At 50.4% G+C, this 25,932-nt stretch carries 32 protein-coding genes; 6 read left to right on the top strand and 26 right to left on the bottom strand.

All coding sequences use genetic code 11. The features are described 5' to 3' along the window. Positions 1–189: 189 nt before the first annotated feature. Positions 190–1,527 (top strand): sensor histidine kinase, encoded by a 1,338-nt coding sequence (locus B2M23_RS16925; protein ID WP_038352395.1) that lies wholly within the window; start codon positions 190–192, stop codon positions 1,525–1,527. A gap of 99 nt (positions 1,528–1,626) precedes the next feature. Here the strand turns inward: B2M23_RS16925 and B2M23_RS16920 are convergent, their stop codons facing one another. From B2M23_RS16920 to B2M23_RS16910, 3 genes are read right to left on the bottom strand one after another with little or no spacing between them, the layout of a single operon-like run. Then, positions 1,627–2,208 (bottom strand): hypothetical protein, encoded by a 582-nt coding sequence (locus B2M23_RS16920; RefSeq protein ID WP_038352394.1) that lies wholly within the window; start codon positions 2,206–2,208, stop codon positions 1,627–1,629. Further along, positions 2,201–2,971 carry an ion transporter gene (locus B2M23_RS16915; RefSeq protein ID WP_242945820.1) on the bottom strand — a complete coding sequence of 257 codons (771 nt, stop codon included), beginning with the start codon at positions 2,969–2,971 and terminating at the stop codon, positions 2,201–2,203. The genes B2M23_RS16920 and B2M23_RS16915 overlap by 8 nt, the downstream gene beginning before the upstream one ends. Before the next feature lie 18 nt (positions 2,972–2,989). Beyond that, positions 2,990–4,075: a ligand-gated ion channel gene (locus B2M23_RS16910; RefSeq protein WP_038352393.1), complete on the bottom strand. Its 1,086-nt coding sequence runs from the start codon at positions 4,073–4,075 to the stop codon at positions 2,990–2,992. A gap of 441 nt (positions 4,076–4,516) precedes the next feature. Here B2M23_RS16910 and B2M23_RS16905 point away from each other — a divergent pair, with 441 nt between their 5' ends. The 4 genes from B2M23_RS16905 (at position 4,517) to B2M23_RS16890 (ending at position 9,153) form a co-directional block, all read left to right on the top strand. Next, positions 4,517–5,239 carry a LytR/AlgR family response regulator transcription factor gene (locus tag B2M23_RS16905; protein WP_038352392.1) on the top strand — a complete coding sequence of 241 codons (723 nt, stop codon included), beginning with the start codon at positions 4,517–4,519 and terminating at the stop codon, positions 5,237–5,239. 2 nt (positions 5,240–5,241) lie between these two features. Further along, positions 5,242–6,585: an ATP-binding protein gene (locus B2M23_RS16900; RefSeq protein ID WP_052237250.1), complete on the top strand. Its 1,344-nt coding sequence runs from the start codon at positions 5,242–5,244 to the stop codon at positions 6,583–6,585. 34 nt (positions 6,586–6,619) lie between these two features. Further along, positions 6,620–6,790 (top strand): hypothetical protein, encoded by a 171-nt coding sequence (locus B2M23_RS21325; protein WP_167617934.1) that lies wholly within the window; start codon positions 6,620–6,622, stop codon positions 6,788–6,790. A gap of 818 nt (positions 6,791–7,608) precedes the next feature. Beyond that, a complete protein-coding gene (locus tag B2M23_RS16890; RefSeq protein ID WP_038352390.1) occupies positions 7,609–9,153 on the top strand; it encodes an ASKHA domain-containing protein in 1,545 nt (514 codons plus the stop codon). Positions 9,154–9,201: 48 nt separating this feature from the next. On the opposite strand, the gene B2M23_RS16885 is transcribed toward B2M23_RS16890, so the two are convergent. The 16 genes from B2M23_RS16885 to B2M23_RS16810 form a co-directional block, all read right to left on the bottom strand. Further along, positions 9,202–9,888, bottom strand: coding sequence for a DUF2461 domain-containing protein (locus B2M23_RS16885; protein WP_038352389.1), 687 nt, complete (start codon positions 9,886–9,888; stop codon positions 9,202–9,204). Position 9,889: 1 nt separating this feature from the next. Further along, on the bottom strand, positions 9,890–10,723 hold the full coding sequence (locus B2M23_RS16880) for an RNA polymerase sigma factor (protein ID WP_242945818.1): 834 nt from the start codon (positions 10,721–10,723) through the stop codon (positions 9,890–9,892). A 128-nt stretch (positions 10,724–10,851) separates the two neighbouring features. Continuing rightward, entirely contained in the window at positions 10,852–11,826 is a 975-nt protein-coding gene (locus tag B2M23_RS16875; protein ID WP_038352388.1) for a GGDEF domain-containing protein, read from the bottom strand. Between the two features lie 334 nt (positions 11,827–12,160). Then, positions 12,161–12,973 carry a methyltetrahydrofolate cobalamin methyltransferase gene (locus B2M23_RS16870; RefSeq protein WP_038352459.1) on the bottom strand — a complete coding sequence of 271 codons (813 nt, stop codon included), beginning with the start codon at positions 12,971–12,973 and terminating at the stop codon, positions 12,161–12,163. A gap of 44 nt (positions 12,974–13,017) precedes the next feature. After that, a complete protein-coding gene (locus B2M23_RS16865) occupies positions 13,018–13,653 on the bottom strand; it encodes a cobalamin B12-binding domain-containing protein (protein ID WP_038352387.1) in 636 nt (211 codons plus the stop codon). Positions 13,654–13,814: 161 nt separating this feature from the next. Next, a complete protein-coding gene (locus tag B2M23_RS16860; RefSeq protein ID WP_038352386.1) occupies positions 13,815–15,197 on the bottom strand; it encodes a methanol--corrinoid methyltransferase in 1,383 nt (460 codons plus the stop codon). A gap of 18 nt (positions 15,198–15,215) precedes the next feature. After that, a complete protein-coding gene (locus tag B2M23_RS16855) occupies positions 15,216–15,623 on the bottom strand; it encodes a B12-binding domain-containing protein (protein ID WP_052237249.1) in 408 nt (135 codons plus the stop codon). 296 nt (positions 15,624–15,919) lie between these two features. Further along, positions 15,920–16,450, bottom strand: a complete 531-nt coding sequence (locus B2M23_RS16850; RefSeq protein ID WP_038352385.1) for a hypothetical protein — start codon at positions 16,448–16,450, stop codon at positions 15,920–15,922. 13 nt (positions 16,451–16,463) lie between these two features. Next, positions 16,464–17,069, bottom strand: a complete 606-nt coding sequence (locus tag B2M23_RS16845) for a GTP-binding protein (protein ID WP_038352384.1) — start codon at positions 17,067–17,069, stop codon at positions 16,464–16,466. 3 nt (positions 17,070–17,072) lie between these two features. Further along, positions 17,073–17,741 (bottom strand): cobalamin B12-binding domain-containing protein, encoded by a 669-nt coding sequence (locus B2M23_RS16840; RefSeq protein ID WP_038352383.1) that lies wholly within the window; start codon positions 17,739–17,741, stop codon positions 17,073–17,075. A 32-nt stretch (positions 17,742–17,773) separates the two neighbouring features. After that, a complete protein-coding gene (locus tag B2M23_RS16835; RefSeq protein ID WP_038352382.1) occupies positions 17,774–19,102 on the bottom strand; it encodes a PocR ligand-binding domain-containing protein in 1,329 nt (442 codons plus the stop codon). Between the two features lie 187 nt (positions 19,103–19,289). Further along, a complete protein-coding gene (locus tag B2M23_RS16830) occupies positions 19,290–19,799 on the bottom strand; it encodes a nitroreductase family protein (protein ID WP_038352381.1) in 510 nt (169 codons plus the stop codon). 92 nt (positions 19,800–19,891) lie between these two features. Next, positions 19,892–20,113 carry a hypothetical protein gene (locus B2M23_RS16825; protein WP_038352380.1) on the bottom strand — a complete coding sequence of 74 codons (222 nt, stop codon included), beginning with the start codon at positions 20,111–20,113 and terminating at the stop codon, positions 19,892–19,894. A gap of 96 nt (positions 20,114–20,209) precedes the next feature. Then, positions 20,210–20,782 carry a YcbK family protein gene (locus tag B2M23_RS16820; protein ID WP_081571263.1) on the bottom strand — a complete coding sequence of 191 codons (573 nt, stop codon included), beginning with the start codon at positions 20,780–20,782 and terminating at the stop codon, positions 20,210–20,212. A 48-nt stretch (positions 20,783–20,830) separates the two neighbouring features. Continuing rightward, the gene (locus B2M23_RS16815) at positions 20,831–21,070 is read right to left on the bottom strand and encodes a DUF2922 domain-containing protein (protein ID WP_038352379.1); all 240 of its coding nucleotides are present in this window, start codon (positions 21,068–21,070) and stop codon (positions 20,831–20,833) included. A 158-nt stretch (positions 21,071–21,228) separates the two neighbouring features. Then, entirely contained in the window at positions 21,229–21,456 is a 228-nt protein-coding gene (locus tag B2M23_RS16810) for a DUF1659 domain-containing protein (RefSeq protein ID WP_038352378.1), read from the bottom strand. A gap of 204 nt (positions 21,457–21,660) precedes the next feature. Here B2M23_RS16810 and B2M23_RS16805 point away from each other — a divergent pair, with 204 nt between their 5' ends. Next, positions 21,661–22,170: a GNAT family N-acetyltransferase gene (locus B2M23_RS16805; protein WP_038352377.1), complete on the top strand. Its 510-nt coding sequence runs from the start codon at positions 21,661–21,663 to the stop codon at positions 22,168–22,170. Positions 22,171–22,203: 33 nt separating this feature from the next. Here B2M23_RS16805 and B2M23_RS16800 read toward each other — a convergent pair whose 3' ends face one another. The 7 genes from B2M23_RS16800 to B2M23_RS16770 form a co-directional block, all read right to left on the bottom strand. After that, complete coding sequence (locus tag B2M23_RS16800; protein ID WP_052237248.1) at positions 22,204–22,782, bottom strand: RNA polymerase sigma factor; 579 nt, start codon at positions 22,780–22,782, stop codon at positions 22,204–22,206. A 26-nt stretch (positions 22,783–22,808) separates the two neighbouring features. Continuing rightward, positions 22,809–23,024, bottom strand: coding sequence for a hypothetical protein (locus B2M23_RS16795; RefSeq protein WP_038352376.1), 216 nt, complete (start codon positions 23,022–23,024; stop codon positions 22,809–22,811). 151 nt (positions 23,025–23,175) lie between these two features. Beyond that, complete coding sequence (locus B2M23_RS16790; protein ID WP_038352375.1) at positions 23,176–23,406, bottom strand: hypothetical protein; 231 nt, start codon at positions 23,404–23,406, stop codon at positions 23,176–23,178. Between the two features lie 167 nt (positions 23,407–23,573). After that, positions 23,574–24,416, bottom strand: a complete 843-nt coding sequence (locus B2M23_RS16785; protein ID WP_052237247.1) for a phage antirepressor KilAC domain-containing protein — start codon at positions 24,414–24,416, stop codon at positions 23,574–23,576. Between the two features lies 1 nt (position 24,417). Next, positions 24,418–24,975 (bottom strand): hypothetical protein, encoded by a 558-nt coding sequence (locus B2M23_RS16780; RefSeq protein WP_038352374.1) that lies wholly within the window; start codon positions 24,973–24,975, stop codon positions 24,418–24,420. Positions 24,976–25,144: 169 nt separating this feature from the next. Further along, a complete protein-coding gene (locus B2M23_RS16775; protein WP_146209128.1) occupies positions 25,145–25,363 on the bottom strand; it encodes a hypothetical protein in 219 nt (72 codons plus the stop codon). A gap of 28 nt (positions 25,364–25,391) precedes the next feature. After that, the gene (locus tag B2M23_RS16770) at positions 25,392–25,817 is read right to left on the bottom strand and encodes a hypothetical protein (RefSeq protein WP_038352372.1); all 426 of its coding nucleotides are present in this window, start codon (positions 25,815–25,817) and stop codon (positions 25,392–25,394) included. Positions 25,818–25,932: the final 115 nt, after the last annotated feature.

Genomic DNA, 25,932 nt, shown 5'->3' with positions numbered 1-25,932 from the left:
AGGGCGTGCAATAACACCTGTCACAAACATACCGATTTCATCAATTAATTTTATCGTTATTAAAGGACCACAAAAAAACCGGATTGCTCCGGCTTTTTAATTTTACTGTATTGTTGAACAGCGCGCTATACAAATGCTTCGGTTCTATGGTAAAATGAGGGCAACTCATGTAAATCGTGGAGGTTGGTTTTGGATCAATTCGCTTTTGCTGCACTGCTTTCACTTATTCAGCTCCTGCCGGCGCTTTTTCTATACTGCGCAGTTTTTAAAGGCAATTTTCGGTTTGGTACTGGCGTTAATATTTTGATGGTTGCTGTGCTCCTGATTTCAAGCACTGTCACCTATGCTGCTGTCTTTACGCTTAATGTCATGCCCGATTCCGGCAATGCGCGGATCGTTGTCAGTGTGTTATTTAATGTCACCATCGGCCTGATCTTTCTGTTAAGTGTTAAAGAAAATTTTTTCCTTAACTTTTTTGTGGTATTTATTATTAAGAACTATCTGGATATCGTGGTATTTTTCAGCCAGATATTCTGTAAGCCTTCTCTGCTCGCTAACCCATTTTTGTCTGCTTTTATTCAGTTTTTAATTTTTGTGTTCACGCTGCCCTTTGTTGGATTCTTCACTGTAAAAGTCATTAAGCCCACTATTCTCGAGACAGGCAATATGTCTTACTGGCGGTATTTATGGATCGTTCCCGTCTGCTTTTTTCTGCTGTACCGGTTCTGTATCTATCCCGGTTCTTTAAATCTTACATCTATTCCAGCGCATCTTTTGCCTTTTGTCTGGTTTATCGGCACTTTTTTAACCTATTATGTTATTTTAAGGCTGATCCAGGAAAACCAGCGGACTGCTGAGCTTCAAAACAAACTGGAAATATCAGATTATCAGGCCAGTATGCAGCATGAACAGTATAACCGCCTGAAAAAAAATATTGAGGAAAACGCGAAGGCCCGCCATAATCTGAAGCACACCCTGCTCATGCTCAAAGGCTATGCAGAAAACAGCGCTTTTGAGCAGATCGACACCTGCCTGAGCGTCAGCCTGCAGTCTGCAGAATCGGACAGGGAACTGCCCCTATGCAGCAATGCTGCCATTGATGCCATTGCACAGCATTATGCCGCTCTCGCACGCCAAAATGCCATCGACCTGCGGATTGACATTAAGCTTCCCGATCCGCTGCTTTTTTCTGAGGGCGATCTCTGTGTGGTTTTTGGCAACCTGTTTGAAAACGCCGTGGAGGCCTGCCTGCGCCAGAAGGGCACAAACCGCTTTATTTATGTAAAGCTCGGTATCTCGGGTAAAGGTTCGGTAGTGATTTCCATTAAAAACAGTTATGATCATACAATCTGTAAAAAGGACGGTGCCTTTATGTCCTCCAAACGCGATGCTGAGGGGATCGGTATCCACTCGGTTCGACGGATAACTGAGAAATACAGCGGCTTTGCAAAATTTAATGATGACCCTCATGTATTTGAAGCCTCTGTTCTCCTTAATCCTGCCGCGCAGACGGCAGGCCGCCGGTAAACATCATAAAAACAGCAAAGTGTTCAGACAATAAAAAAACAGAAGCGGTTTTGTGCAGCACCGTTTCTGTTTTTTGTGTTTTTATTTCAACTGTATTATCTAAATCTTTTCTTTTTCTATGAGTGTTTCCGGAGGATATTTCAGGCTATTTGGCAAAACGAAGTAAAGCAATGCGATGATACCGGCCGTGGCAATCACATCAAAAACTTTGATGACCATGGTGCCAATGAAGCAGGCCAGCACCCAGGGGATACCGGCAGACACCGCTAAATCATAAAAATAAACCTCCCAGGGATGGGTAAGCGTCCCGCCGGTCTGCCAGATACTGAGCAGGGCGGACAGGACACCAGTGACTAAAACCAGCAGGCCCATGGTTGGAACTGTGCGCTTCCAGTCGATCTCTCCGTTTCGGCGCATATTCACCCCCACCACCAGGGCGGCGGAGGCACTGACCGCATAGAAAATCAGCGAGCTGCTGCTGTAGTTAAACACTGCCAGCCCAAAATTATTCACAAGCCCCACCAGAAGCCCGGCTGTGGGCTCAAGCAGCAATGCTGCCAAGACGGTGCCGGACATGTCCAGCCAGAAGGGCAAGTCAAAATGCATTGAGAGAACATAGAGCAGCCGGTTCATTACAACGCCCAAAACCATGATGATTAAATAGCGTGTCTTATTACTCATTCTGTTCCTCCAGTTCCTCCTCGATGACTTCCTCAAGGTTCTTCCCGTCTTTTTTAGCCTTTTCAAGGCGTTCCAGCTCTTTCGCACGTCCGATTTCATCCATAAACCCTGCGGTAACAACACCGGCTGGCATTGCGATCACCGCGATACCAAAGAGTGATGAAATCATACTGATCAAACGCCCCACCTCGGTGACGGGGTATACATCCCCGTAGCCAACAGTGGTCAGGGCAGTGGTTGCCCAGTAGAGCGCCTCGAAAAAATTATCAAAGGTGTCCGGCTCATAGGCAAACATGGCCAGCGCAGATACAAAGATATAGGCCAGCGCGATGATGAGCACATAACCCAGAGTTTTGCGCTCATTTTTGAAAACATTGGCTACGTAGGAGAAGGTCTTGGAATAATACAGCACCTTAAACACACGCAGCACACGCAGAATACGGAAGCCTGCGCCCAGCAGTCCCAGGGACGGCAGGATTGAAAGCAGGTCGATCAGCGCAAAGGGTGTAAAGGGATAGGCCACAAACACCCAGGGTGAGTCTTTTTTAATCTTGTAATCATAGGTAATCCAATTAAAGATATAATCGGTAAAAAGAATATAAACAGTGATGGTGTCAATCATCACCAGCAGCGAATTGGATTCCTTAAACATGAGCGGGCAGACACTGATGAAGGCTACCACCATGATGAATACATCATAATATTTGCTGATAACATCTCCCGGCTCCGCTTTTTTAACAATTTTGTATATCTGTTCACGCATAGATCAACGCCCCGGTCCTTAGAACATATACGCAGATATGGGCAGGATGATGTTTCCGGCTACAACAAGGACGACAATGGTGTAGAACATGATGCGCCCGTAGAAGCTTGCGAAATCACGATCCTCATATTTGTTCCGAATCCGGTTGATATTGATGATTGTCATCGCCACTGCCAGAATGGTCACAATGCCGAAAATATTGACAAATTCAAGCAGACCAAGCTGAAGGGCATCCGGAAGCAGGTTTGCCCCAACCATAATATTGGTAACGGTCCCGAAAAGGGCTGCGGGAATCATGCTGAGCGGGTCGACACGGTGATAGGTACAGATAAACAGGGTGATGAGTACCCAGGTAATGGTTCCAACCAGCGCGATAAAGCATTTGACATACAATCCCATGCTGTCGCGGTTGAGCTCCAGCGCGGTAATATGCTCTGAGTTGATGATGCCTCCCGGTATCTCAGGGTCGCCGTGGTTATTGTCGTATTCGATCATGGTTGTTCCGGTTTCATTGCGCCTCAAATCATAGCCGGAGATTCCCAGCGAGCCGTTAACGCCGCTGTTTTCACTGTCGTTAACAAATACAACCTCATCCACCGGCAGTTCGGATTCCACATACATACGAAGCTGATGGGATTCCAGCGGGAAACGACGGTTCCAGTAGTTCTTAGTAATGGACACATCACACCGGACCGCCTGATAATTTTCGCCATTTTCATGATAATTTTTAACGGTTTCTGTCTTGTTAATGGTTCCTTTATAGATACGGAAATGCTTGGCCATATCCAGATTATCATTTCCCTCCCATTTAAACCAGATCAAAACCACCATGCGGAAGCTTGAAGTTTTCAGGTTGACTTCCTTTAGGTTCTCGACATAGGTACCGACCTGCACCCTGGTCGCATTCTGATCAAACTGAGCCGCCCTCTCCTCAATGTCTTTTGGCGTCTGCAGCATTGAAACCCAGTAGTCATCTTCTGCTTTTTTGTCGGTGTACATGGTTACCGCAGCGTACGCCAGAAAAACAACAATGACAATAACATAGGTTAATAAGCTGAAAAGCAGTCTCTTTTTCTGCCAACTTTTCAATTCGCCGAATTTCATTTTTCTCTCCTCTCGTCTTTTAAAATCTATTTTGAATACCTGCTTGGGTATATCAAACATAAAAAGGGAGACAACCTTTCCTGTCTGCCGCAAAGCGGAATCGGAACACCATTGTCTCACTGTTTCTAACTTCATGCAGCGCGGGCAGGGTTTACTGCATTACGATTGGATGAGAGGATATGTGTTCACACTGTGAAAGCATATTGATGTAATACAAAAACAGAGCGCCGCGTTGCTATCTTAATGGATGAAAAGCGTCTGCTTCTCATTTTCTTAAGATCTTATTAAGTAACACTATAATCATAACTGTCTAAAAAAACAGAATCAACACTCTTACCGAAAACGTCTTTTTTTTACCAATTTTGTCATCTGAATTTCCAGTCTTTTTTAACATAATGTGTTAAAATTTGATTGCAATAATTATGAAAGGGGGATGTCTTTATGAAAATCGCGATTATCGATGATTTAAGAACAGAATGTGAACTGCTCTCCGAGTACATCCACCGTTACTGCGCCGATCACCAGCTTGATGCGGAGGTTACGCTCTTTAAAAGCGGCAGCCATTTTCTTGAGTGCTTTACCCCGCACACCTTTGATCTTATTTTTTTGGATATTTACATGGATGGTTTGAATGGCATTGAAACGGCAGAAAAAATCCGTGAGACAGACAGCGATTGTCTGCTCATTTTTTCGACCACCAGCCAGTTTCACGCGGTAAAGGGATTCAGGGTCCGGGCTTTCGACTATCTGGTCAAGCCTTACAGCTATGAGGTTTTTGAAGAAACCATGCGCTATTGTGACGAAACGCTGTTCAAGCAGAGCCGCTACATTGAGGTGAAGGAAGGGCGGACCCATGTAAAAATCTTTTTAAAGGATATCGTTTATACGGATTACTCCAACCACTATATCTACATCCATACTAAACGGCGCATTGTCAAATGCTATATGCCTTTTTCAGATTTTTCGGCGCTGCTGCTGCCCTATCCTCAGTTTGTCAACTGCTACCGAAACTGCATTGTAAACATGGATGAGGTCGATGTGCTTGACGAAAAGGATTTTGTCATGCTTTCAGGCGAACGGGTACCCATCAACCGCGGGCTTCGCACAGAGATCAGGCAGCGCTATGCCAACTATGAATTTGACAAATTAAACAGGAGGCTTTGATTTTGGACGCGCGAATCGCTGTTGTGACCTGCCTTGCTCAGCTTATCCCCTGTTTTTTTTGTTTTTTTGCAGTCTTTATCGAGCATATTCGGGTTCCCAAATGGGTTTGGTTTGTTATAATGGTCTCTACCCTTGCCTTCAGCGTGTTTATTACAAATATTTATTTCACGCCAGGCAGTACCTTTTACAGTATCCGCGGTGTTCTGAGCTTTGTATTCCTGCTCTTTATCGTTGCAGCGGCTCTTTTCTGTATACGGGATAATTATTTTACGAATCTTTTTGTTTTATGCTTTCTGACCAACTACAACGACTATATTCAGCTTCTGGCAAAAACTTTTAATATTGTCTGGAGTAGTCGTTTCGGCCCTTTTGATTATCCGCTTGATTTTACAATCACCCTTGTGCTATTGGAATTGGCCGCTTTTCCATTCCTGTTTTGGTTTATGCAGAAAATTATCAAGCCTGTCATCGAGCAGACCAGCGACATGCACGCATGGCGTTACCTTTGGATCATACCCATATCCTTTTACTGCATTTTCCGAATCGGCCTGTACCCCACCTTCTGCGACAGCAGCCTTGTCTGGCACAACAGCCTTTTTTTGCTGCCTGTCGCGTGGATTATCGGTACCATCATGACTTACTACATTGTCATGCGCACTCTGTTAGAGAGCTTCACCAATTCCAGACTGCAGTCAAAGCTGAGCGTTATGGACCTTCAGATCGAGCTTCAGAAGGAACAGTACGAGCATCTTCAGAAAAATATTGAGGGGACGCGGGCTGCAAGGCATGACCTCCGGCATAACCTGCTGGCTCTCAAGGGCTATGCCGACCAGAGAGACACCACCGGGCTTCTCCGGTATATCAACCATTACCTGAAAATACTCGACACCGATGAGGTGACTTCCTTTTGTGAAAACTACGCGGTCGATACCATCCTGCGTCATTACTACCTGATGGCGCACAAGGCCGGCATTGAGGTTGGCATCACTGTCAATCTGCCAAAGGAACTCCCTATCACCGAGATGGACGCCTGCGTGGTACTGGGAAACCTTTTGGAAAACGCCCTGGAGGCCTGCCTGCTCCAGACAAGGCTGCACCGCTTTATCCATGTCAGCATCGGTATTGCCGGACAGCGGATGGTGGCCATTAACATAAAAAACAGCTACGAAAATGAAATCCGACAGGAAAGAGACATCTTTTATTCCAGCAAACGCGATGGCGAAGGCATCGGGCTCACCTCTGTCCGCCATATTGCTGAAAAGCATCACGGCTTCGCCCATTTTGACTACGCCGATCATATTTTCAAAGCCTCTGTTTTACTGATGCCGGACAGCAAAAGCAAATAAAAAACTCCTGCCAAATGCAGGAGTTTTTTTGTTTATGGCTTCAGATAAACCAGGTAAAATACATCAGGTTGAAAGCATGTCTGCCCTTTCCATGAAAATTCCCCGTTTTATGGAAAAGGCACAGCGTCAAAAATCAATGACCGGCGCTCTGGATAACACCGGCCTTCCAAAAGCATCATATATGGAGGCACGTTTTGGAATATGATCAAAATGAATCGGACCAACGTTTTCAATCAGCTTGATGCACCCGTCCCGGCTGCCAAAAATCGGAATTTTTTCAAATGATTCTGCTGTTATTTTCTGATGCCGCCCCCCAGTTTGAGATTGTGGTATATGGCCAAGGGGGGCCGGTCCGCCGGCCGCAGTGATGAAAATGATAATGTTAAAAGCGTGTTATTTTTTTGAACCAGTTCTATGGCTTCAAGGTGATGAAGCTGTCTGGAGGAGTCCCAAAATCACAGCCCCGCTGGTTCGGCAGGACTACCCCTCATGACTGTGTTCCATAGCACAGCCATTTTTACCGGCGCCATCAGAAAAATCAGAAACAGCTGATGTGTCATGAGATTTTTTTAAAAAAAGCCTCATCTCCCCATCAAAAACAATTTGCTGCATTTTTTTACAAGAACACAGCGAAAAACTTGTTTTCATTATAAAAATGAAAATAAACAGCACAAATGGAGCGTCTACAACCAGACCAGAGATTTGATTTGGTATGGATGAGAGGATTTTATACTTGCTTTCACAAATATAGTCAAACCTCTGGAATGGCAGGGTGTGCTTATCTCAAAAGGCGTGAGCATATGGGGCTCTTCCTTTTGTGATCCATCGGACAACTAAATTATAGCACTTCAAGTCACCTTATTGTAAAATATTACGGTAAAAAATTACCCGTTTCGGTAAAACCTGGGGCAACTATCACTATTTGGGTATATGGTTGACGGATACTCTAGCTCTGTATTACACTTGCTTATCCATCCCTTTTCCATTATAATGAAATGGAATACAAAGACAGGAGATGACCTTTTGAACGCTTTCAGCCAAAAAATCTATTTAGAACTGCCGGCACCGGGCCAGGTCGACATCACAGCAGACCGCGAGCGGCTTCTGCAAGGCCTTGAAGCTACCTTTTCACCGCTGGCGCTCTCTTATAAAACCTATAAAAAATATGCTGCCGTCTGTCGGGAATCCGATTTCAAGGTAACCTGCACCCTGGTTTACGCCGGAAACCACTGGGAGCTGACGCGCATTGAAGCCGGCGACACCACCGCACAAAACTACGGTCTTGCCGTGGATCTTGGCAGCACCACGGTTATCATGCAGTCCATTGACTTAAATACCGGACAGGTGCTGGCGGAAAAAAGCCGCTTTAACAGGCAGATTGACTACGGCGATGAGATATTGAGCCGCATTTTTTACACCAAGGGCAGGCCCGACCACCTTGACGAGCTTCAAGCCAGCACTGTCCGTACTTTCTGCGACCTGCTTAACGACCTCGCCGCCCAAACCGGTATTGCGCCAGAAGCCTACAGCATTATGATTGTATCCGGCAACACTACCATGTCCCATCTTTTCCTCGGCATTGACCCCTGGCCCATTTTTGAGGTTCCTTTTACCCCCATGTTCAACCATACTGATTTCATACCTGCCGACGACCTGAGCCTGCCCACCGGCGGACTGGTTTACTGTATGCCCTCAGCCGCCAATTACCTGGGCGGTGACATCATCAGCGGACTGCTGGCCGCCCGGCTCGATAAGCAGAAAAAGCCTTCCCTATTTATCGACATCGGTACCAATGGTGAGATGGTGCTGGGCGATGAAAACTTTCTGATCGCCGGGGCTGGCGCGGCAGGGCCTGCGCTGGAGGGCGGTATCAGCAAGAGTGGCATGAAGGCCGGACCGGGCGCCATCGACCATGTGTCCATCACGGAGGGCGTTCTGAGCTACACTACGATTGAAAATGCGCCGCCTAAAGGCATCTGCGGCTCTGGCATTGTAGATCTGCTGTCAGAAATGCTGCTGAATGGCTGGATTGACTTTTCCGGAAAGTTTAATCCTGACGCCACAGACCGCATCGAGGCCACCGATGACGGCTATGCCCTGCGGTACGCCGACGCAGATGTGACCGCCGACGGCGCCTCGCTTTTTTTCAACCAGACAGATATCATCCAGTATCTGGACACCAAGGCCGCTGCCAACACCATGGTGGCCTACCTTCTGGAAGCTGCGGGCCTTGGGCCAGAGGACATTGACCAGGTCTTTATCGCCGGAGCATTCTGCGCCCATATCAACCTGGAGGCAGCGGTCAATATCGGCCTCTACCCCGACCTGCCAGCCGAACGCTTTACGGTCCTGGGCAACAGCTCTTTGACCGGCGCCAGAGCGCTATTATTGGATTACACCCTTTTCGATACTGTGGGCGCACTTCAGCACAACATCCAATATCTGGAGTTTGGCGCGGCATCGGATTTTCTGACCCGTATGTTTGCCGCGCGATTTCTGCCCCACACCGATCTGAGCCTCTACCCCACCGTGCGGCAGCGCTTAAAAGAACGCGGCGTCCTGCGCTGAACACAAAAAATCCCACGAATCATTCGTGGGATTTTTTAATGCTTATTCCTATCTTTTTCCGGGCATCTCAAGGCCTTCCAAAGCCTTGTTGATAAAGTCATTAAAGGGTTTAATCCGTCTGAACACATCCACGGCCTCCTCTAAAAAGGCCTCGCGGTCCAAAAACAGGTCTTTTCCTATAGGGTACTCCACATACCATGACTTATGCTTTAAAAGTTCGCCATAAGGATGTTCTTTATCGTAACCACGCGGCACATTTTTAAGCTTTTCACCCTGGAGCGTCAGCTTTTCGCAGAAAGCCGGCGACTCTAAAACACTCTCAAAGCTGCTGCCCTCCAACACAATCTGATCTCTTATACGCCTGGTAATCTCGGGCATTTTGCCATGAAAGACGCCGCCGCCCAGAAAAATCTGGCCTGGCGATACAAAAAGATAGTCCCCCACTGGCACCATCCCCCTGCCCTCCGGCGAAATATGCGCGCGGAACGCCGGCGTGTAAGGGCTTTTATCCTTGCTGAAGCGGGTGTCCCTGTTGAGCCTGAAAACAAGGTCGCTGGGATTTATGAGGCCCAGGCCGGGCTCGTCAGGCAGCAGCTTTTCCATTAAATCTGACACAAGGCTGACAAAGGCGGCGCGGGCGGCCTTGTACTCTGGCTGATGGCTGTGCATCCATTCCAGCGAGTTATTATCCCGCAGCTGTGCCAGGAAATCCAGCATTTTTTCACAATCGTTCATCTTATATCCTCCCTGCTTCCTGAATCGAGGCCATTGAGTCTGAAGCCACCAGGCTGTCGATAAAGGCCCGGGCATTTTCCGGCACACGATACTCTGGCAGGCTTTCAAACACACCGGCCAGGGCGTCCATGTTTTCCATTTCCCTTTTACAGACCTCTAAAGCGCTGTACTCCAGTCGCGCAGGGTCCAGGCGCTTCTGTCCCACTGCGTAGCCAAGGCGCTTGTTACAGGCGCACATGCCGCTTCCGCTGAGGCCGCAGTATTTTTTCAGGAAGTCATTGACCTGTCTGCGGATGCGGGAGAGCTTCTGGCGGTAGTTTTCCGGCGTTGTGTCAAAAATATCCGCTCCCATGGCGCTGTCAATCCTGAACATGGCGCCCAGCACGTAGATGCAGCGGCTTTCTGCGTCCAGGCATTGCAGCATGACATTGGTACAGGAAAGCTTCAGCTCCTCGGCCAGAAGCTCGGCGTCCACCCCAGCCTGGGGGTCCGGGCAGCGCTCGGCCATGCCCTGCTCAATATCGCGGGCATAAAAATCAAAGGTGAGGGGCTGACGGTCAAAACGCGAACGGCGGTAATCCACCAGATAGTTTTTGGCGATGCGGTAAACCCAGGTGGAGAAAAGGCTCTCTCCCTTGAAGGACGACAGGCTTGTCATAACACGGATCATGATCTCCTGGGTGGCGTCCTCGGCGTCCTCAATCATCCCCATCATGCGCAGTGACAGGTTAAAAACCATATCCTGGACCGATTCCAGCACTGTCCCCAGTGCGTCCTTATCCCCTTCTACGGCGCGTCGGATAAAAGTGTTCATCTCTTTTTCTGAAATCATCATGTTTCCTCCTTTATGCTTATACAGGATTAGACGACCGCCAAAGTCCGCTGTGACAAAATTTAAGTATTTTTTTCGCTTTTTTGGCGCCTAAATAAAAAGAGCAGCCTCTAAGCCGCTCTCACTGCCGTTTAACCGGCGAATACATAGCCGTTTTTACTGTTTTTCTTGCGCGCGTACAGGGCCTGATCGGCCGAACGCACCAGTGCGCTGTAGGTGCTGCCGTTGTCCGGCGACTGGGCAATGCCAATGCTCACAGTGATGCTGCAGCCGGGAATATCCATGACAGGCTGTGTGACAATCTCACAGAACTTTTGCGCAGTCTGGCCGATGCCTGCCCGGTCAGCTGTCTTTTCTGCAAAGACCACGAACTCGTCGCCGCCCACACGGCCCATGATGCTCTGGCCGCCAAAGCTCTCGCGTATCCGGTTGGACAGGACCTTGAGCACAGTATCGCCGGCCAGATGGCCGAACACGTCGTTAATCTCCTTAAAATCATCAATATCAATCATCAGCAGCACACCCCTGGTGCCCTGCTCGAGGCAGGTGTTGATCTCCTGCTCGACACTGACCCGGTTCAAAAGGCCGGTCAGCGAGTCCAGCTGAGCCAGCCGCCTGAGTTCGTTGGTTTTCTGCTCAAGGGCGTGACGGAATTCCTCGTTGCGTTTTTCCGTAATGGTCTTAGGAAAGAACTCTCCCTCCAGCTGTTCTAAGTTTGGGACTGAGTGGTGCAGGTGGATAATCTTAAAGGTATCACCGCTTACCCGCAGTGTCAGGGAAAATCGGGTGTGCATGGCCGCAACCAATGGGTTGTCACTGGCCTCATGGGCGTCAAAGCCTCCAAAAACAACGACAAATTCGTCACTCATGACCCGTACCTCATACCACTGGTCATCAATGGTAAAATGGCCGCTCCACTCCTTAGTCTCACCCAAGAGCGCTGTGCGAACCTGTTCCAGACTATAACAGATTTCGCCGTCTCCGGTGCCGATATAGGAAGCGTTGTCATCAAATACACTGGTCAGCTTCAGCAGATCGCGGTTGATGAGATAATCCTCCCATATGGATTTTGCAAAGGCGACTGCCTTTTCCTCAATCTTTTTCATATACAGGCTCCTCAGTTTCTCATTATATCTATTATACAGTGCTTTTACGCCTGGGGCAAGGATTAATTAAACCATCAGAGTGAGGGTTCTGTAAGAGATTGATACGCTCCGCCTGGAGGTACGCCGTTTCGGCGTATCTCCAGTGAATGCTGAAAAAGGATGCCCCTAAAAGAGGGCATCCTTTTTTACTGTTAAGATGCTTACTGTTAAATGTTAAAAATTTTTTTGAAGGGTTATTTTCTTAAATGATTGATTCAATTGATGAGCAGCCAGCGGCAACCTGCCGCCGGCCATAGAGGGGTGATCATTTCACTTGGAGAATGAAATCATCGGGTTACGCGTCAGGCGATGCGTCAAGCTTGCCCTTTCGGTGGGCTTTAATATATTTGCTGCAATAGTTATCCTTGCCCAGGAGGGCTGTGGCGGTGATGATATCCGCCATCATTTTGCCATTGGTGGGGTCAAGGACGTAGCCGTCCATCCCCAGGGTCATTGTCTGGACAACAAACAAACGATTGAGGATGCTGCGGTTCGGCAGGCCATAGGAAATATTGCTCAAACCGCACATAAAGTGTACATCAGGGTAATCCTGCCGGATCTGCCGGATGGTGTCAAGCACTTCCTCTCCGGCGCTGGTAACGCTGCTGATGGGCTTGACCAGCGGGTCAAAATACATGTCGTCATCGGCGATGCCTTCGGCCTTAAGCTTGGCATGGAGGTTCTTTACAACCTTCATGCGGTCGGCTGAGGTTTCGGGCATACCAGTGGAGTCCATGCACAGCACGACGATTTTTGCGTTATACTTTTTAATCAGAGGAAGAACCGATTCGTAACGCTCGTCCTCGTCGGAGATGGAATTGATCATGGGACGGCCATTCTTACAAAGCGCCAGACCCACGTCCAGCGCCCTGGCGTCGGGGCTGTCAATGCACAGGGGGGTGTCGACCTCGTCCTGAACAATGTTCACAAGCCATTCCATTATTTCCAGTTCATTCTTGACCATATTACCACAGTTGACGTCGATATAGGTCGCACCGGCGTCTGCCTGCTTTCTGGCAAGCTCCCGGATGAACGCTTCATCTTTGTTGTTTACCGCCTCCTTGACTGCGGGGCGGCTGGTATTAATGAGTTCACCAACAATTGTCAGCATATAGGATGCCTCCTGTTCGTCAAAATTTTATTCGCTGTCTGCTACATTGCCATCATGCGGTCGCAAAGCTCAACGGCGGTGGAGGCGTCCTCTGAGTAGCCGTCCGCGCCCACATCATCGGCAAATTCCTGTGAGATGGGCGCGCCGCCGATGATGATCCTGACATCGCCCCGGACGCCTGCGTCGTTGATAACCTTGATGGTATCGTCAATCTTCATCATGGTGGTGGTGAGCAGTGAGGACATGCCTACAATGTCCGGCTTGTGTTCTTTGATGGCTTGTACAAACTGGTCTTCCTTCACATCCACACCCAGGTCTACTACGGTGTAGCCCCGGCTTTCCATCATTAAGACCACCAGGTTTTTACCGATGTCGTGCAGGTCACCGTTGACGGTGCCGATGATGACCTTACCCTTGGTGGGCATATCCGCATCGGTGATCAGGGGCTTAACCACCTGCATGCCTTCGTTCATGGTATCCGCGGATTCCATGACTTCCGGGACAAACATTTCACCGCTCTTAAACAGCGGCGCGACAATGTTCATGCCGCCGATCAGGCCGTCGTTGATGATGGTGGCAGGGTCGATTCCCTCATCCACTGCCTTCTGCACCAGATCCTTGATTTCATCCAGCTCGCCGTCTAACACACAGTTTTGAATATCTTCTAAAATTGCCATTTTTATATCCTCCGATTTTTGTTTTTATTCCTGATTAAAACTGCTTACCTGCTCTTCCGGCGCGCAGTGTGTACTAAGCCGCACCGGAAGGAATTATCCAATTTTTAAAAATGTTTAATAGTGAATTTTTTGTTCTGTTTTTAGATTATTAATATCAAAAGTTAAGCCTTTAAGCCGTAGCCTTCAGGATGCCATTTGTCCATGTCCAGCTCTGGTTTGATTTCTGCATAGAACTGTTCCGGATCGTCTGGAATCTTGTCCACTGCTTTTTCCATCTTGTCGAGCCATTTCATGTCGCGGCGGTCAGCCTTAACCTTTTCGGCCTGGATGGCGTCGCGCAGCTCGTTAATGGTTAATTTGGCGGCCAGTTTGGTTCTCAGGAAATTATCCTGCTCTTTCACCAGCCCGCCGGCGATCTTAATCACAACATCGGGTCTTAAAACCCATGCCTGGACATCCAGCGGCGCGTCAGATTCAACGAGCAGGTCGCGCATCATAAGGCCCTGGCCCTTTTCCTTGGCCACGTTCATGAGGCGGCAGTCGTACACAAGCTGCTCCATGCCAACTACAGGCGCCATTTCGGATAAAAGCTTAACCTGCTGGATGGATTCATTACTCCAGGTATCGGCCACCGCTGCCGCGATGTTGCCAATGGGGCTCAGGTGGGCGCCAGCAGCGCTCTTACCTTCCATGGCGATGGGGCTGCCGGTAATGGCCTTGAGGTATGGGCCTTCATAGGCGCAGTCCTTGCTCGGGCCAACCGCGCCCTGTTCAAAGGCCACCAGCGCTCTCGGCACTGCCACAACACGCATAACGGCTGCGAACACATGGGGGATAAAGCCTTTTTCAGCCAGCACCATGGCGGTGTTGGCAAAGCCGCAGGCAGAGTCGCCAGCGGCGAAGCAGCCGTTAGCGTCGGATAATTTAACCAGGTTGCCCCAGAGGTATTCCATATCACGGCAGCCCAGCACGCCCATGGCGAAAATGGCTTTTCGGATATCGGCCTTTACGAGGGCTTCGTCATTGATTTCCTTACCCCCGGTCGATTCGATGGATAAAAAGTCCGATCCATCCTTGGCGCACTGTTCGTACAGCTCCAGCATGGTATCCCAGTACTTGCCGCCGCGCATGACCGGAGGACGGCTCATTTCGCGCAGGTCGTTGGGGGTGGTCCGCAGTGATGCCTTAAGACCGTACTTGTCTGCCGCTTCCTTAATGCCATTGATTAAAATACGGTTGGCGTCAATCCCATATTTAGGATGCTCGGTAAAGTCCGGCACAGTTTCAAATTCGACCAGTACGCCGGGCGCGTAGAGCTCTGCCGCCCTTTTGAGCACACCGTCAATGATGTTTGAATAAATGCCCAGAGCCTTGTTGATGGTCGCATCGTTGACATCCATGCCTGGAAGCGTGAAGTTGATTTCCGGATAGATGGTGCCGCCGCCGATGACCATGCCGCTCTTGGTGGTGACTGGGTTCGGGCAGGAACCGTAAATAAAATCATCCAGATTATTAATTGCCAGTTTATCAAATTTCTTTGCCATTTTTGTATCCTCCACTTTTTAGTTCGTTGAATGCTGAAGGGAGTCTTTGTAACAAGGGTTGATGACAATGAACCCGGCCATTTCCACCAGGCGCCGGAAAATCGCATTCCCGTCCCCCTGTCCATCTCCATAAACAGGGCCAAGGGCAATGGCGCCAGACTTCAGGTCATCCATTTTGCTGCCGACCACAGGTTCCAGCCGTTTTTTTACCTCTTTAAAGAGCTGGCCTGCCAGTAACAAATCCCCTGCAAAGTATTCCCCAGTCTCAAAAAGTGTTCCGACCTTCTCCGTTCCCCGACGGCAGGCTTCAATCACATTTAATCCTTCTTCCCTCGATGGATCTAAAGCTAAAAATTCATCCACAAACACTATGAGCTTTTCTTCTTCCAGATCTGCCATCAGATTTGTGATTACTTTAAATTCCATAAGAGCCTCCCTAATCCTAAATTATACTTTTTTAATACATCTCTTTAACGCTTTAATACACTCCTCTTTATTAAAATATACATCATTATAACCCCGCGGGACTTATTAAATAATTATTTATGATATTATAATACACCCAGCAAGGCTTTCTGTCTTTGGACGATTCCTATACTTTTCGGTAATATCTTGCTTTTTATAATTACTATACTAAAATATCATTAAAAAAAGACATTGTTATTTTAAAACATCGTCTTTTTAAGAATTTAAATTGCGCCAGCGGTCTTGTATCCGCAGCTTTAATGGCTTTTGACTTTAGCAAAAGCATTCCGAAATTTTTCATTTTCCATTTTCAATTTTCCATTTTTATGGTGATGGCCGTGGCAGATGGGACAGTCCTCTCCATCGTGGTGATGGTGTTCATGAGCTTCCTCTGTAAAAGTTTCTGTCACCCGCATGACCACCTGGCTATAGTCCTTCTCGACAAGCAGCCAGGAAAGGTTTAAAAGCTTCCGGCTCTCCCCGGCAGTGATGCCGCTGACCAGGGAATTGATGACCATCTCCACCTGGCCCGACATTTCCTTTCCGCCGGTGTACTCGTGATGGACGCCGGACAAGGCGTTGACACAGCTGAACTTGATAAAGGCTGTGTCCGAAAGCTCTGCCAGCCCCTTGATATGGCCGATAAAGGTCTTTTCCTTTTCAGAGATGCGCTTAGCGTACACGCCCATCAGGCTGCCGATCATTTCCTCCCAATCCTCTGGCGTCATAGGGCCGTCGGATTTAAACTGAAGCTTGAAAACCGCTGGAATAAATTCATTTTGATACATTATTTTCTCCTGCCTAACGGACTAAATATGTCTTGAATGCCGGTGTCAGCCCAGTGCTGACATCCATTTTAAAGACCGGCAGCCTGTCCTCAAGCTCCCGGACCATGCCCTCCGCCTCGCGCACAGCGCACTCGGGGGCCTCATCAATCTTGTTGATCACCACCGCCCGGGCCAGCCCCAGGGAACTCCTGAGCAGGCTGTTCAGCCGCACGCGGTACAGATCTACCCGCAGCGGGTCAAAGATAAACACATTGCGGATATCCTCGGGCGTGTACCCGCAGTTTTCCATGGACGGGTACATGGAGGCCGGATCGGCCATGCCGGACGGCTCAAACAGGATATAGTCAAGGCCGTCGTATTCTGTCAGCAAATGGTTGATGGTGGCCTCCAATGTCACCTTGAGCGTGCAGCACACACAGCCGCCGAAGAGATCGAGCACGTCATAGCCCAGCTTGCGCATCTGCCGGTTGTCGATGCCCACCTCGCCGATCTCGTTGACGATGATGGCGCACTTTTTATTTTCCGCCGCCAGCAGTTTGATTGTCTTAAGCAGCATGGTTGTCTTTCCTGAGCCTAAAAACCCCGTAAACAGGATGATATCCGGCTTTTTTTCACACATTTCTCACACCTCACTTGTCCCAAAATAGCCGCTGCCCCTGCCAAGAATATGGTTGACCGTGTCGATGGCCCCAAAGATATCCTTGCCGTAGCCGTTGGCGCCCACCTCGTCGGCAAAGTCCTGGGTGACGGGCCCGCCGCCCACAATGATCTTCACCTTGTCCCGGAGGCCTTCGTCAGTCACCTCCTGGATCACATTGCGAATCTCGCCGATGGTGGTGGTCAGCAGGGCAGACATGGCTAAAATATCCGGCTGGCATTCCCGGATGGCGACCACAAAGCTGGCGGGCAGCACATCGATGCCAAGGTCGATGACCTCATAGCCCTCGCCCTGAAGGCTCCAGGTGACCATGTTCTTCCCGATATCATGCAGATCGCCGGCCACCGTGCCGATGACCACCTTACCCTTGTGATGGCTCATGGCCTTTGTGAGCAGCGGCTTGAGCACATAAAGGCTGGCGTGCATGGCCCGGGACGACATCAGCACATCGGGGATATAGATCTCCCCTTCTCTGAACTCCCGGCCGATTTTGTCCATGGTCGGAATCAGCGCCTTTTTAATGATGGCTTCCGGGCCGATTTCAAGCCCCAGGGCGGCCTCGGTTTTGCCCTTTACATACTCTGCGTCACCGTCCACCAGGCCCTGCTGTATTTCCATAATAATCTGATCCATGCGTTTTCCCCCTATCCACATGCTCTGCACGCCTACCGGCTCTGCCTGAACTGCGTCGGCGTCATGCCTTCATTTTTTTTGAACACCTTTGAGAAATAGCTCGCGTCACTATAGCCCAGCCGCACAGCGATCTCGTCGATTTTATACCGCGTGTTGCCCAGCATCTTCTTAGCCTCGTCCAGCTTGACCCGTGTCACATAGTCCATGACGGTGATGCTCTGGCTCTCCTTGAAGATCCGGCTGACATAGTACGGGCTCAGATAAACCGAATCCGCGATTTCCTCGAGGGTCAGGTTGCGGTTATAATTGTTGCGGATAAAACCCTTGATGCCCTCGATGGCCAGACGGTTCTTGGCCTTGCCGTTGGTCTGAATCTCTTTAAAATAGCGCTCCAGCACCTTCAGCGCCGCGGTATTGATCTCCTCGGTCGAATAGCAGGTGCCCAGCTCCTGCATAAAGGCCGCGTTGATGCCAATGGGCCGTTCCGAGTTGACCCCGGCCTCCACCGAGGCCCTGGACACCACGACCACCAGCTCAAAGACCCGCGCCCGGACCACGGCCAGATTACTCTGCCCGGTATCGGCAAAAATGTCGGCCAGCATGACCTTGAAAATTTTGCGGCATTCGTCAAGGTCACCCAGCTTGATCTTGCCGACCAGGCTTTTTTCCTTTTCGAGATAATAGTTCATGCTCTGGCTGTTCAGCTTTTCCTCCAGGCTTTTGCGGGTGGCGATCTCGTCATTTAAGAGCGTCTGCTGAAGCTCAAGTTCTTTTTTGCGCTGCATACTCTGCCAGGCCGCGTTCACGATGTAATTGGCCATGACCGACAGCAGTGAGGCTGCGCTCTGCACCTTTTCACCCGACACCACCTGAAGCTCCTTGGCGGCCTTAAACAGCGGCTCAAAATCGTCGGTGAGCAACCGGTTCATTTCCTCAAGCTCGATCCAGAAAAACTCCTCAGGCTCCCACATGAGCACCTGCCCGCAGATAACGCTGCCCAGGTGCTCGCCGTCCACGATGATGGGCGCCGCCCATTCCACCAGGCCGCCCGGGCACCTGAAGATATAGGGCTCGTTAAACAGGGCCGCCTGCTTGCCCGCGCGGGCGTAAGCGCCCTTGCAGCGCTGGATGCCCTTCTGCTTCTCCAGCTTCCAGATCAGCTGGCAGAAGCTGCAGTTGATCTGGGCGTCGGCCTTTGAGAAAATCGAGCGTCCTTCTGTGTCCACGATGTTGGCGGTCAGGCCTGTCACATTGGTAAAGGCGTCCAGGATCTCGACCAGCAGATTTTTATCCACCAGCTGCAAAAGGTGCGCCCGTGTGGACGGCCCGTTCCGGCCCTCCCTCGCAACGCTGTTTTTCATTTCCGCGCCTCCTTGTTTTCGTTTTCATCTTCCGCTATCTTTCTATCTATAGTTATATAACAAAAAACGCGCTGTGGATAGGAAATTTCTTGTCATTTTCTGTACTATTTTGTGCTTCCTTCATGGCGTGGAAAAAGCGGCAAAGGACACTCTGGTCTTTTACCGCCTGATTGAATTGAATTTCTATTTATTTTTGTGTGTATTTTTCAAAGTGAACCCGGTCAGCATCGTACCGTTCTTCCACCTCATAGGGCCGTTTGGCATAGCCAAAAGGAATGATGGCGTAGGGACGGATGTTATCCGGCAGGTCAAAGACCTTTGTGATGTGGTCCATGCGTTCCTTAAGTGGGGCCACACCCAGCCATACTGCGCCCAGCTCCTGGCTCACAGCCTCCAGCAGAATATTTTCGCAGGCAGCGCCCAGATCCTGTTCCCAGTGTTCCGGGAAACGCATTTCATCGGTGTTGCCAAGCGCCACGATGGCCGCCGGCACCTTGGCCACAAATTTGGCGTAAGGGTCGGTTTCGGACAGCTGTTCCAGTGTCTTTTTGTCCTCGACCACAATGAATTCCCAGGGCCGCTGGTTTCCGGCAGACGGTGCCTGCATGGCTGCCTTTAACAGCATTTCTATTTTTTCCTTTTCGACCGGCGCGTCTTTAAACACTCTGACGCTGGCGCGATTAAAAATCTCGTTCATATCATATCCTCCTATGTGTTAAGCTATTATAACTATTATATACCCAAATTCAAAAAAGGAAATGAAAATTTTTAAATTTCAAGCCGTTTTTTTCAGATAAAATCGCAGACGCGCTCAGCCAGCACACTGCTCCCTGCCGCGGGTCTCTCCTCAGCCAGGGTCTGAACGGCTGTCACCGCAGAAGCGGCCGCGCTTCCACGGCTCTGAATGAGCGACTGTGTGGATTGAAATAGCCCTGCAAGGGCAGCGGTCATTAAAATCAACAGCGCGAGGACCATAATGGTCAGCTGGTCTGTCTTTTTTGTCTTCGTCATTTCGTACACCCCCAAGGTTTATTTCCTAAGTATGTGCTTAGTATAACAAATCATTGTGATCTTTCTGTGAATAAATTCTGAAATATTTCTGAAGAATTAAATTTCCACATGGATATAGCCGCTGCTGTAATAGGGCAGCACGTTCAGCCCGCAGTCCTTTGCCCCGGCGGCCAGATCCCCGACCCCCACCCCAGGGCAGTACAGGTCCGCCGCACAGCCCCGCTTGTGGAAGGACCAGCTGACGCCTCCCACCTCCTCATTGCGGGCCTCGCACCGCACGCCCGAGGTGATGATGACCGGCCGCCCAAAATAGCACCGCAGGGCTTCGATCTTCTCTAAAAGCTCCGGTTCCACAGCGCAGGGCCAGCCGTCGCAGTAGCCCGGGCAGTCACACCGGTATTCCTCCATGGCAAAGTGGGGCGTTGCCATGGGGGGCGTCCGCGCTTCTGCATCTCCACCTGGCAGGGCGCTGTCACTGTCCTGAGGCGGCGGAAATACCGGTTCCCCGGACTTTTCGGGTACGGGAGCGTCTGTTATCCCTGCGGGCGGGGCCTCTGGGATGGCGGCATTCTCAGCTCTTTTGGGGCCAAGGCTTCCCAGAAACATCATTGAAACCACCGCGCAAACCATGACCAGCCCGATGATAAATGTTTTTTTCAATCTTTTCATGTTTTCCTCCCTGTTTGATCAATAAAAAAGGGGCTTTCGCCCCTTCTCCTACACTGCTTCCTCGATGACCACATCGGTTTTGGTGGTGTCGGTCCGGACCGCTCCGGTCACCTTGACCAGGCCAAAGCCGTCGGGCAGAAAGGCGCCCTGGTCTAAAATAGCCTTAGCCCCTGTCCTGATCTCGGCATCTGTGATGCCCTCCTTGTAATCGGGAATGGTGATTTTAAATTCCTTCCCGTCCGCGCGCTGAAAATAGATGGTTAAATCTTTACTGGTTGCTGCTGCCATGTTTGTTTCCTCCTGATTTTTAAATTGGTGGTTCTGGTTTAAATCGCTGCTTTTTTAGTGGAAGATTGAAGGTGAAAAGTGGAAGGTTCTGGTACAAATCAGCTTTGCGAATTTGCCCTGTAATCTTCCATTTTCAATTTTCAATTGGTGAAAGCGGCCTACGCCACTTCCACCATCTCCTCGGCTGTCACCTTCACCTGCTTTTCTCTGATGGGCTCCTGCATGCCGGCGATGGCTTTGGCGGTGCCTACAAAGGACGCGTCGGTGACTGCGGGATCGACATCGCCATAAGTCTTTGAGGACTTGACGATCTTTCCTTCCCTCTCGCCATGGTTGACGGTGATCTTCATGCCAACGGATTCTACACTTTTTTCAATGGTTGCCATTTGCTGTACCTCCTGATTTTTGATTTGGCGTTTCGGCCTTACACTTAATACAATCGCTCAAAAATCAAAAAGGTTCCCGGATTTTTAAAAAAATCAAAAAATTCTGTTCAGCACGAAGGATACCATTGTTTTTTTATATTCTTTTTATAAATCTGTGGTATGATTAAAAATAAATACAAACGCTATGAATTGGAGGCGGCGGCCATGCTCTATTTAAAGGCATTGAACACAGCGGATACCCGGCAGGAATACCAGTTTTTTCAGGAAATCCAGAGTGAAAGCGGCTTTTTAAACCCATATCACGGCATTTCCTACAGCGATTTTGTCCATCAGGCGGTTCCAGAGCGCATTGACGCCTCCAGAGGCATTGGTGTGGCCGAGGGCCTTGTCCCGGACACTTATTTTTTCCTGTGGGAGGATAGAAAGATCGTCGGCCTGTTTAAAATCCGGCATTACCTGAACGATTTTTTAAAAAAGGACTGGGGTCATCTCGCCTATGCCATTCTGCCAGAATACAGAGGCCGGGGCTATGGCACAAAGGGTCTGGCGCAAGCTATTGAAGTCTGTAAGGAACTTTTGCCGCCCGATGAGGATGAAATTTATCTGTCCTGCTATCTTGACAATACAGCCTCTTTAAAAATAATGCTCAAGAACGGCGCCACCATCCACCACCGCAATTCGACAGACTGTTTTACACGAATCAAAATCCGATAAAAAAGCCGGAGCCTTACACTCCGGCTTTTTCAGCTATTCCAGGGCATCCCGCTGCTGCCGCAGAGCCTGAAGCCCACGATGAAGCCGGGTTTTGACGGTGGCAGGCGCAACACCCTGAATACCGGCGATGGCCTTCAGGCTTTTGCCGCCATAGTAGTGCAGGCGCAGCACCTCTGCCCGCTCTGGCGGCAGGGCGTCTACCATGGCCCGAAGCCGGGCGCTGCGGTCAGACGCCTTGTCAAGCAGGCATTCCTCGGGCGTGGGGTCCGGGTCGGCAATAGCTTCATCCCCGGGCAGAAGCGGCCTTGTCTCCATCCTGCCGCTTCTGGCCGCTCTGCGGCCCGCGTCGGCAAAGCGGTAGCGCAGGCGGGCGCTTAAAAAGGCCGGAAAGGGCTGGCTGCTCCCGGCCCGGTAATCGGCTGCGGCCTCCAGCAGGATCACACCCCCGTACTGCACAGCGTCCTCCAGGCTGTCGTGATGGTGCCTGTATTTGGCGGCCTGCTTGTAAATCAGCGGCTTAAAGCTCATGAGAAGCATTTCCTTGGCGGTCTGGTCGCCCTCGCCGGCCCTGCGCACCCACTCATCCAGGGCGCTGTATTTTTCATCCTTCAAGTAATTCCCCCTTTTGGGCTGTTCGTTTAAAACAGCACATCATCCTCCCGGACATCCTGTATGGCAAACATCACCTCGGGATGGGTGCCCTGCAGGGCGGCCAGGTAGTCGTTAAACTGATCCTCCGCGTCCTCCGCATCTCTGGCGTGAAAGCCAACCCGGACACAGCACTCTGCCGTGACCACATAGTCTCTTTTCCGCCTCACAAGATTTCCTCCGATACCGTAACGATTTGTGGACAAACTGTACCTCCTGAATAATAAAAGATTAATATAGTATATTATTTAATATATTATTAATGGCGGACACGGGCGTCCGTGATTCTGCCGCCACTTTTGCTTTTTTGACAATATTGCGGACATAAATGTCCCTGAATCCTGTTTTGTGAAATTTTCAGCCCGACTTATCCACATGCCCGTAAACGGACACCTGCTCACCGGAAAGATTTTCAAGAATTACAGGGGCCACGTTGTCGGCAAAGGGAATCAGCGTGTAAAAACCAACCTGTCTGTTTTTAACGGCCCGCTGGTATTTCAGACGGCCCGAGGCCTCCAGCTCACTGCGATAGCGGCGGATATGGCGTTCAGAGCATTTTAATACCTGTTCCAGCTGTTTTGGCCGCACCCAGAATGCCACCCGCCACAGCCACCGCCCGTCTAAGGACGGCAGCGCGCAGGCATTACAGCGGTACAGCAGGTAATGCCACAGTGCGATGGCCCCGGGCGACAGCTTTTTCTCATCGGGCAGACTGGCGTGCCATTCATAAAAGGCGTCGAGCTCTGTGAAATAGTTTATAACGCCGCCTCCCTGTCCCGGGCTAAAAACCAGTCCACCAGGCAGGCCTGGCCTATGGGTGTGACACGGGTCACCGACCAGAGCGCCTTGCCCTCCCCGCCCAGGGGCCTGTCAAAGAAACCCTCCTCAATCTCAAAATAGCCCTGCTCCATGGTCCATTGAAGCGGCTTGTTCCAGCTGCCTTTCTGGGTGCTTAAAAAACCGCCTTTGCGCAGCTTTGTAAACAGGCGGTTCCGCCCAATGTTCACGCCGTTCTGGCGCAGGAGCTTAGCCATGTCCCCCATGGAGATGGTACCCTCGGAGGCTGTGATGGCCTCGCCGAATAGGGCGTTTGGCGTAAGCGCCTTTATCCGCATCTCCAGCTTGTCCACTTTTGCGCTCAGAGCCTTGTTTTTAGCGGTCTCCGCCCTCAGCATGTCCATCAGCTCCCGCATGGCCTCGGGGTCGTCCTGCACCCGGTCCATCACGTCGGCCTCCATATAGGCCCCGTACCTGCGGATACTCGGCAGAATGACCGCGGTCACATAGCGTTTGAAGGTCTGGGCCTCCGGTCTTGTGCTGCCAAAGATCAGCGCGTACAGGCCGCTCTCGTTGATGACCAGCATGTTCTGAGGATGCCCGTTGGCGTCGGAGATACGCCGTTTCGACGTATCTGCCGGGTTGACATGGCGCTTTACAATGCTTGAAGCGTCCTTGCTGTAGCCAAGGGCAGCGCACACATCCGCGGCCACCAGCCATTCCCGGACCTCCGTGCCGTCTGCGGCCTCCCGCTCCACCAGCGTGCGGATTTTTCCGAAAAGAGCGCTCTCAAAGGTCTGGGTAAAAATTGCCGCGGCCATTTTACATTTCCTCCTTTTCGATCATGACAAAATACTGCTCCTCATGGTCGAGGATTGTTTTAAATACCATGCGCCCCATTTCGACGCTGTCCAGCAGCAGTTCCACGTCGGTGGTGGCCCGCAGAGCAGGGTTTCGAAGCGCCTCCCAGTCCTTTTCAAAAAGATGATTTGTCTCTGTGCCCGGCACCTCGGTGACCGTACAGCACTCCCGGCTGCCGTCAGGCTTTATGTTTTCCAGAACACACCCGCCGCCAGGGGCCGTCACATAAAAATCATAGGGATTGCTGCTCACAAACATGCGAACCTTTGAGATTTCCCGCACCAGGTTCATCCCCTCTAAAAACGCCGGCGTCGCCTCAGGCTTCCAGCCCTCCGGACGGCAGACCCTGGGGTTGTCCACCGAAAAGACTGGTGGGATAAAGCCCGGCACTTCCTCCGTACTCGAAAGACCCAGGTACTTTAAAAAGCTCGGAAGCGGCGTCAGCTCTCTGGCCGGTATATGGGTCTTTTTCGCTTCGCTCGCAGCTGCCGTGGTGGATGATGGTTTGTTTTGGTTCATATCAGAACCTCCTTAAAAATTTTTCTTCAGCGCTCACCGCTGAGGTTGAGATCATTATACGAAATTGCCCCGCTGCCGTCACCTTTCATTCAGCCCCCAAAAAGGTCTCTAAAACGCAAAAAAAGCCCCATATCTGAGACTTTTTTGCTTTAAAAAGATATTATTTTGTCTAAAAAGCGGTCTTTTTGAGCTTTTTCTCTTCCTGAAGGCAAACATTAAAATACTCACACCGCAGGCACTCCCCGTCCCGCACAACGGAAAACCCACTGCCTGTCAGCAGGACCTGAGCCGGCAAAAGCGCCCTGCACAGCGCAGAACCCTGTTCGATCTTCCGCTCCATGGCCATGCTGGTGCCGGCATAACAGACCGCCATTCCGCTCTCAGCCACAACACACCCACGCTCTTGGTCGTGCTCTTTAATTAAAAAAAATCCGGTCGACGTAACTGTTTCCCGTTCCGTCACCGGGGAGGCTCGTGTGAGCAGGCATAACCTGAAGGTTCTTGCCAATATAAAAGCAGAGGTTCCGCTTAGTTTTAAAGCGCTTGGCGTTAGCCCGCCCGCAGGCCCCCATATCCTTCTTAAAGAGACGCCCGACAAGGTTAATCAGACGCTTAGGCGTGCAGGGCCAGAGCGTGACCGAGCCGTCCCGGTACACAATGCCCGTCATGGGATCAGTGACACTGCTGAGGTTGATATACGCCACCGGCAGCCCCAGCTCCGGATCGCGCACCAAACGCTCCAGCTGCTCCTCCGTCAGGTAAAACTGCCCGTCCCCCAGCCCAAAAGCCGCATGCTCCAGATCAATGCCTGGAAAGCACTCAAGATTGTTGAAATTGTACATTTTTGCTCCTCCAAAGATATAATATTTATTTGAAAACCGGTTGAACCTGTGAGGTAAACGGTTTACATATGATGAAAAAACCGGCAGGCGGGAGATGCCGCCTGCCGGGTGGGGT

The sequence above is a fragment of the Eubacterium limosum genome, assembly GCF_000807675.2.
GTDB lineage: Bacteria > Bacillota > Clostridia > Eubacteriales > Eubacteriaceae > Eubacterium > Eubacterium limosum.
The sequence above is the reverse complement of the archived record's forward strand: the minus strand, read 5'-3'. Positions and strand labels throughout refer to the sequence as shown.